General features: G+C 42.8%; 10 protein-coding genes. All 10 read right to left on the bottom strand.

What is annotated here, in order from left to right:
* A partial coding sequence (locus tag E0485_RS21820) for a hypothetical protein (RefSeq protein WP_132418916.1) occupies window positions 1-221 on the bottom strand: 221 nt, incomplete at its 3' end.
* Window positions 221-1,654 carry a tail fiber protein gene (locus tag E0485_RS21815; RefSeq protein WP_132420191.1) on the bottom strand — a complete coding sequence of 478 codons (1,434 nt, stop codon included), beginning with the start codon at window positions 1,652-1,654 and terminating at the stop codon, window positions 221-223. The genes E0485_RS21820 and E0485_RS21815, both read right to left, overlap by 1 nt.
* A 2-nt stretch (window positions 1,655-1,656) precedes the next feature.
* Window positions 1,657-2,217 carry a phage tail protein I gene (locus tag E0485_RS21810; protein WP_132420190.1) on the bottom strand — a complete coding sequence of 187 codons (561 nt, stop codon included), beginning with the start codon at window positions 2,215-2,217 and terminating at the stop codon, window positions 1,657-1,659.
* Window position 2,218: 1 nt separating this feature from the next.
* On the bottom strand, window positions 2,219-3,334 hold the full coding sequence (locus tag E0485_RS21805) for a baseplate assembly protein (RefSeq protein ID WP_132420189.1): 1,116 nt from the start codon (window positions 3,332-3,334) through the stop codon (window positions 2,219-2,221).
* A complete protein-coding gene (locus E0485_RS21800; protein WP_132420188.1) occupies window positions 3,331-3,636 on the bottom strand; it encodes a hypothetical protein in 306 nt (101 codons plus the stop codon). Before E0485_RS21800 ends, E0485_RS21805 begins: the two co-directional genes overlap by 4 nt.
* A gap of 14 nt (window positions 3,637-3,650) precedes the next feature.
* Entirely contained in the window at window positions 3,651-4,229 is a 579-nt protein-coding gene (locus E0485_RS21795; RefSeq protein ID WP_132420187.1) for a phage tail protein, read from the bottom strand.
* A gap of 12 nt (window positions 4,230-4,241) precedes the next feature.
* On the bottom strand, window positions 4,242-4,436 hold the full coding sequence (locus E0485_RS21790; RefSeq protein ID WP_132420186.1) for a hypothetical protein: 195 nt from the start codon (window positions 4,434-4,436) through the stop codon (window positions 4,242-4,244).
* The gene (locus E0485_RS21785) at window positions 4,436-5,365 is read right to left on the bottom strand and encodes a phage late control D family protein (RefSeq protein WP_132420185.1); all 930 of its coding nucleotides are present in this window, start codon (window positions 5,363-5,365) and stop codon (window positions 4,436-4,438) included. The genes E0485_RS21790 and E0485_RS21785 overlap by 1 nt, the downstream gene beginning before the upstream one ends.
* A 3-nt stretch (window positions 5,366-5,368) precedes the next feature.
* A complete protein-coding gene (locus E0485_RS21780; protein WP_132420184.1) occupies window positions 5,369-5,581 on the bottom strand; it encodes a tail protein X in 213 nt (70 codons plus the stop codon).
* The gene (locus E0485_RS21775) at window positions 5,574-7,271 is read right to left on the bottom strand and encodes a phage tail tape measure protein (RefSeq protein WP_132420183.1); all 1,698 of its coding nucleotides are present in this window, start codon (window positions 7,269-7,271) and stop codon (window positions 5,574-5,576) included. The genes E0485_RS21780 and E0485_RS21775 overlap by 8 nt, the downstream gene beginning before the upstream one ends.
* Between the last annotated feature and the right edge of the window lie 131 nt (window positions 7,272-7,402).

Genomic DNA, 7,402 nt, shown 5'->3' with positions numbered 1-7,402 from the left:
TATTCTAGTTCGCTATTCACTCTTGCGGTAATTGTAGTAATCATCTCATCCTCATCAACAAGAAAAGGAATTTCTTCTTTCTTAAATCTAAATAGTTTCTCATTACCATCAACACTAGCGTTGATTGTTCTTCCATTGTAGTGTTCTCCGACTGCTCGTGTTGGTTGCCCGACTTGTGGGTTTTTAAACTGGATTGTGCTCTTCCGAATAATAATTTCCATTAGACTGATTCCTCCATATTTGTTATTTCTTCTACTTCCATAATCTCGTCTACTTCAAACACATAAGTTTCACCACGCCAGCTCTCGCCGATCTCTCGCTCTACACCTTTGACGTGCCAATCTTGTACATTATCATCGTTACGAGTACCAATGACGAGGGCTTTGTACTTTCCTGCTTTTTCGCATGTTACTTTAAGTGTATCACCTTCAACAACCCCATAAGCTCTGCCAAAATGCAAATGACCATTTACCCACACGTCTACATTGGTGTTTAAGTGCTCAAAGTAATCTGGCAAATGTATCTCTACAGTTTGGCTATCTTTTGTTGCTTCAAGAGTATAGCGATAAAGTGTGTCGCCAGGCGTTGGGCTCTCAACAGCTCCATGTCGTATGACGTGCGTATTTTTCTTTACTGGATGAGGATGCGGTATTTCAAAATTTTTAGTACCTTGGACGGAAAATGATCCAGGAACTAACCAAGTATCTGTATTTCCATTACCAGAGCCCAAAATTCCCTGCGAATTATTCAATGCAGTTGCGTTACTTCCAAGTGCTACCGAGCCTGCTCCTTCTGCTGATGACAAAGGCCCAATTGCTATACCAAATGCTTTTGTGGTTTTTGCGTTACCACCTAGTGCAATTGACGCCAAGTATGCATTTGACTCTTGACCTATTGCGACAGCACCACTGTCTGAGCTTGATTTTTTCCCCATCGCAACTACGTCACTTACTAATTTATCATTAACTTGTTTAACTGCATTAGCGGTAGCAGCTAGCGTCTCACTTGTACTCGTTACACTGCTTGATAACTGCACATGTCCCTTTTTAGTCAAAGACGCATCTTCCGCCAAATGTTCAGCAAAATCACTTTGTTTTGCAGCTCCTATTTGTTCAGGCGTTACCTTAATATCAAGCTGAGAAATTTTCAAATCAGTGTAAGCTTTAGAATTAATAACTGCAGCTGATACATCATCCTGCGTTGCCCATACTAATGAGTTGTTGATTGTCGCCGACACATTCATCGTGTTTCCGATAAGCGTGATTATATCAATGCTTTTCTCCACGATATCAGGTCCACCAGTCGGCGGTATGTATTCCGCGCCTGTACCAGCGTTCCCGTAACAATAAAGGATTTCCCCGACATCAGGATCCTGAGCAAACACACCGATTTCGCGAAAATAAAAGCCGACAGTGATATCTTGATTCGATAGCACAGTTCCGACGATAGCTTTTCCTCCTGGTTGTGTCTTCAATTTTGCAATAGCTAATGACTTTTTCTCGCTAATTAGTGTGTTTAAATCCGGTATTTGTTGGCTACCCAGATTTCCGTCACCAATACCAATACGGTTAAAATGCAGCTCAACTCCAAGTTGCGCTTTCGCTTGTAGCGCTCTACCTTTTTTCGTTAAGATAAGTCCTCCGAATGCTCCCAATGTTACACCACCTGTTCTACCTTTAATTTGTCGCCCATATGGAGCGCAAAACCAAAGCGCATGTCCATATTTTCTGACGATTCGATGATTACTGTCTCTAACCTTGATCTCAGGTTCTTGACGGAATTTACAGCTCTGGCCAATAAAGCAGCCTTATCGTTCGTCGCCTCTGGATTATTAGTAATGACGCGAAAATAACTTGGTTTCCCTCCATATTCAAACCATTCCTCTACACGTCCATCACCAAAATAGATCTCGACTACACGCTGAACAGCTGCAGGTGTTCCTCGAATGCGGCTTAGCAGCAATGCATCGTTAATCGCTTGACGTTTGACATCGATATCACTTTCAGCCTCGTACCAATCCACGTTAAATTGCCAAGCAAGAATATCTAGTACTTCCTCTGGCTGTTCCTCAATTCGGCTATAAATCTCTGCTAATTTCACTTGGCAGGCGATTTCGCGAAATTGCGTATTTAATCCAGCCGAAAATCCTTGAACAGTCTCGTCACCCTTCATAAACTTTGTTTGCAGCTGAAGCAAGTCAACAGTATCTAGCTGCATCTTAAATCAGCCCCCCGTAGACAATGTTTTTCTTGCCTAGAAATGCGGCTTCATTCTTCCTTATCTCCGCATATGAGGGCAAGGTTGTAACCACACGGAACGCACCAGCTGCGTACATCATCGAACGGAGCATGTCAGGATTAATTGCTCTGCCAAGCTTTGCACGCTGCCAAGACTCATACTGATCAACCGCACCACTAGTGTTTTCTATTGCAGCCCGTATTGATGCTACTTCCGTTGATCGTTCTTTACTGATGTAATAGGTCAAGTTGATATCATAATTAACTTCAACTGCCGAGAAAGCCTGAACATGGTCAGTTAACGGTCGACGATCCTTTGGACTAACCGAATCATTCACTTTATCCAAAACATGTTGTGTGGGCAACTGGCCGTTTTTCATCAAGACGTAAATGTTTACCACACAATCAGACGGTGAAGTCACGGAAATATCCCCGATATTAACGTCTGCCGATTTAGCCCAATACACATAAGCATCCTCTGGACCAGCAACACTAAACGAAGCAGGAGCCAGACGTTGACGTTCGCGATAGGAATCATCGTCCTCTCTGCCTGATCCTCCTGAACTGGTATCAATGTTTGCAGCACTCGCTACGAATGGGATCGGGTCAACGATGATATTGATTTGACCAGCAACAAATCCGTTATATTGCTCGCCACCTTGTATCGATTCAGCAATTATGTCTCCTTTTGTTTCACCAGGCATGATGTTGAGGTCATTTTTAGTCGCAAAGTACATAACGCCATCCGGCGTAACTCGCGTACCTCTAGGAATAGTAACCGTGTTAAGTTGAATAGCCGATAGCATGAATCGTACTGTCGTTTTTGCTGATTGAGCCTGAAGTCTCTGGACACCAACACGTACTCCAAGTGCATCTAGTACATCTCCCGATGCAAACGGCAATAAGTTTTGATTACCTGTGTAGTTGATGTCGTTCAGCATCCCGATAATTACAGGCATGAGCTGCAAAAGAAAAACCCGACGTGGATCGCCGGGGTAAAGAACTTGCCCTGTTGTTTGCTCAAAGCCAGATATTAATTTTTGTTGAATACGCTGCGCATCCGTATCCACGAACTGAATAGGCTTGAATTCGCTCATATATCAATCACCACCTTGAATATCATATCTCCATCCTCCGACAGTCCAAGGAAAGAAACATCTTTTATCGTTGCCCTTGGCTCCCTCTCATCGATAACCGAATAGATTTGGGTCGTAGCAAGTGTTATTGCTTCAGGTTGAGGTAAATCTATAAAGTCAGGTGCTACTCCGAGTGTACGATCATAAGCAACCTCGTACTTAAACGTGTTGATTAACGTAAATACGTTCTGCACGATCTCAGTAACTCCTTTTGCCCCCCAATCAATAGTAAGGGCTTCAGAGGTGTTAATCGTTATCTGCATTTAATTCACCTCATTTACATATCACGTGCTATAGCAACTTTTTGAGTTGCTTCGTAATAGTTTGGGTTGTCTCTCTTGTTATCAGCTTTATTCGGTGGAGTAAAGATGTCTGCTGGCACAATGCTGTAACTCTGAAAACCAGCAGCACTAGACCCACCAGCACCACCAGAAGCCCCCTGAGAAGCTGATGCTTTTCCTTCACGAACATATTCCTCGAACTCAAGTTTAAGCGTGGCTGCGAGCATATTCCCTTTGCCATCAACTACTGTATCGCTTACACTAGTACTCTTTAGCAGCCACTTGTTTTTTCCAAGCGGCTTTGTTCCGAGTACGAATATATCAGGTACCATGTTGTCCCTAATCGCTTCCCACTGCTCGATCTCATTGCGGACATTAACACCGAAGTCAGCACGAAGTTGTACATCTATGCTCATGGATGTAAGACCAATTCCTTTGATGTAAGTGCTTGGCTTGTCCTTTAATTTTTCTTGAGCTTCTAAGCTAATGTCTCCACTCCATGTTAGGCCATCGAATGTATTCTTTTGATTAGAGCTAACTTGAAACACTTTATTCTTAAACGATGCAATCGGCATGATCAGCCCTCCTTAAAAGACTCCAAGAATGAGTCCATCAGCCATATTCTCGGAGAAAAACGAAACTGCAACGATATCATTTACACTTACCGTTACGTGCTTCGCGCAAGGTATCTCAGGCGTAACTGCATTATCAAGATCACGAAAAGTAACTCGTGCAGTACGATTATCCAAGTTAACGGAACTTATTTCCCCTTTGCGTATCATCAGTAACCCTCCAATGGCTTGCGAAGCATTATTTCCGTCCGATTATTAATAAAATCGTGAGTCAGGCGATCGATGAAATGTTTTCCATCGAACAAGCCGACATCAACCACTGAAACTGGTATGCCGGCTGCATAATTTGTATTAAGGTTAATAGGAAGTACACCAGTTACCATCCGCTTATTGAAACTTCGCAAGATTCCCTTAGCCCAGCGGTTTGCTTCTGCCTGATTGCTGGCATAAAGATTTCGTTTATGAGTAGGTCCACTAATGTTTGTATCCTTGAACTCACCTTCAAGATATCCTGATCTCGTTTTGCTGCGAACAACACATTTTTCGAAAATATCAGTGGATTTATCAACAAATTTAAACTCGCCGTTAATATCTCTCAGATGAATAACAGATAAATTAGGATCTACTGGCTTTTTTTCTTCCTCTGGCTCACCATAAATAACAAGTGATTGGTTATTTATCTTTAGTGCATAGCCTTCAAGCATGCAGCGGAATGAAAGAAACGAGAAATCTGATTCTTCAACTTGATCAACACGCTCGTATAGGTGATTTGTAACGTTATAAGTCTGAACAATAAACCCATACCTTGCTGCTATTTGTGTCACAATTTCGAGAAAGCGGACGTGTTCCCACGCTTGTGTTCTTGCTGACTTACACGGTTGTGGGATGGATAACGCCATGATTCCGAATTTTCCAGCGTTCTGTGATATTTGATCAACAAACATTACACCTGTATCAAACCCATTTTCTTTAATCTGTAACTTGTCATTCTTAGCTGGCTTCCACTTTGACCATAGACCTTCAGTGTCTGAAAATGTAAGAGATAAGCTGTCTGGTCGCTCACCTGAGTTGTCTGTTGTCTTAGCAGAAATGGGATGTATAGATGGCGTGATATCAACACCGTTATAAATGATGTTCATATGTCATGACCTCTTCCATGGTGGTAATGATGTTGGTGTTTCTTTCTCAATGATAGGGATTAACAACTTTTCCCCACCCTGAAAAATAAGCACATTTCGGTACTGTAAATTCATTTGAATGATGGTCGATGCGTGAGTCTCTTCGTTGTAGAAGTCGAGAGCTATACTGTCAAATGTATCACCAGCGAGTGTTGTGTAATTGTATCCTTTATGCATAGCTCTCCCTCCTTCTCGATTCCCACCAATCATCGCAACGGTCAAAGAAATCATCCGCAGCTTCCTTCAATTTTTGCATTGAGCTACTATCCCCACTGCTTATAACAGGAGCGAATACAAATTGTGGACTACCTCCGCCACCACCACCAACACCAAGAATTTGAGCCGTCTTATTAAGTAGCGACAGGCTTCGCGGTGTACGTTTTAACGGAATAGCCGCCTCTGGACCTGCTTCACCAAATATTGAAGGCTGATTAGCAAATCCACCTCGTGCAAACGTTGGAAGTTCTGAAATATTGAATCCAAATTCCTTACCGCCTATACCAGGTACCCAATCAGGAATCTTTACATGGATTTTGTTGGCTGCGCGGATAATGAAATTTATGCCCTTAATGAGAAAATTGAGGAATCCTTTGAATCCAGATACCACACCATCCCATATACCACTAAACCATGAGCCAACGTTATTAAAGAAAGGCATAACATAGTCCTGCCAAATGCCAATCATAAACGAGGAAACCTTGTCCCAGTTTTTCCACAGCAAATATATAGCCCCAACTACAACACCAATGGCTGCAGCTATTCCGATAACAATCCACGTCATTGGGTTTGCTAGCACGGCGGCATTAAGCCCCCATTGAGCAATTGCAGCGGCTACTGTTCCAGCTCTTATACCTGCCATTATTCCTTGATAGACCGTCATACCGACTGTAATGGCCTTCCACGCTACCATTGCAGCAACAATGCCAATTACCAATGGTTCAATGGTCGACCAGTTATCTTGGATAAATTTAAAAAGCTTGGTTCCAGCTCCGAATACACTTCCGATAACAGGACCTAGCGAAAAGATACGGTCAACTAGACCTGAGACTAAATTTTGAATGTAGGGCAAGTTGGCATTAATGAACTCAGCGAATTTCTGAACATATGGGAGAACCTTTAGCATTATCGAGTCTCCCGCAGCGTTAAGACCTCTTTTTAATATATCTAAGCTGTCTTTAACCTTGACCGATGTCTTTATCAGATCATCGTCCATTATCAATCCGTACTTTTCGGCATTGGCTGATAGTTCTTGTAGTCCATCAACTCCAGCATCAAAAAGAGGGATCATTTCATTGGCACCCTTGCCAAAAATCTTCATAGCAAGAGCATTTCGTTCGGTTTCATTCTTCACCTGCGCGAGCGCTGCTACAGTTTCGCTAAATACTTCTCCCTGCGATCTCAGCTGCCCGTCCGCTCCTTTAACGTTAATCCGCAATAGTTTGAAGGCTTGAGCAGCAGCTGCACCTTCCATGTCAGCACTCTTCATATTTTTGGTCATAATTGAGATAGAAGAACCAACAGCATCGAAATTAACACCAACCTGGCTAGACATAAATTCCAACTTCTGCAATTGTTCATATGTCAGACCAGTGCGGACCGACATCTTATCGATCTTGTCTGAAAACTCGATCGTATTCGAAGCAGCCTTTACTATTGCCGCACCAGCTATTGCTACCCCTGCACCAACTACGATACTTGCCTTTTTAACTAAGTTCATCGCACTGCTAGCCATCTTCCCGAGTGAGCTCATCGACCCTCCGGTTTTATTAGCCATTGATCCAGCATTCATCATTGCTTTCTGCAGGCTTGGATCTACTTTACCAGCAAGTACGATCAGTGCTTCGAGCTCTTTATTTTTTGCTGCCATAGTTTCGCTCAGCCTCCTTTCTCTGCCTCTCGGCTTCGTCGGCGAGTGATTCGTAAAACTCAAACAGCTCGATCATTGGCATCTCAAGGCACTCTGATCGAGCTGCAAATTTGTTATATACCAATTGCGTT

The sequence above is a fragment of the Paenibacillus albiflavus genome, assembly GCF_004344915.1.
In the GTDB taxonomy this organism is placed as follows: domain Bacteria; phylum Bacillota; class Bacilli; order Paenibacillales; family NBRC-103111; genus Paenibacillus_AM; species Paenibacillus_AM albiflavus.
This window is presented reverse-complemented; position numbering and strand designations above follow the sequence as displayed.

Excerpts from the sequence above, each read along its gene's own strand:
- E0485_RS21810 (WP_132420190.1), bottom strand. The coding sequence starts at position 2,217 with ATGCAGCTAGATACTGTTGACTTGCTTCAGCTGCAAACAAAGTTTATG.
- E0485_RS21805 (WP_132420189.1), bottom strand. The coding sequence starts at position 3,334 with ATGAGCGAATTCAAGCCTATTCAGTTCGTGGATACGGATGCGCAGCGT.
- E0485_RS21800 (WP_132420188.1), bottom strand. The coding sequence starts at position 3,636 with ATGCAGATAACGATTAACACCTCTGAAGCCCTTACTATTGATTGGGGG.
- E0485_RS21795 (WP_132420187.1), bottom strand. The coding sequence starts at position 4,229 with ATGCCGATTGCATCGTTTAAGAATAAAGTGTTTCAAGTTAGCTCTAAT.
- E0485_RS21790 (WP_132420186.1), bottom strand. The coding sequence starts at position 4,436 with ATGATACGCAAAGGGGAAATAAGTTCCGTTAACTTGGATAATCGTACT.
- E0485_RS21785 (WP_132420185.1), bottom strand. The coding sequence starts at position 5,365 with ATGAACATCATTTATAACGGTGTTGATATCACGCCATCTATACATCCC.
- E0485_RS21780 (WP_132420184.1), bottom strand. The coding sequence starts at position 5,581 with ATGCATAAAGGATACAATTACACAACACTCGCTGGTGATACATTTGAC.
- E0485_RS21775 (WP_132420183.1), bottom strand. The coding sequence starts at position 7,271 with ATGGCAGCAAAAAATAAAGAGCTCGAAGCACTGATCGTACTTGCTGGT.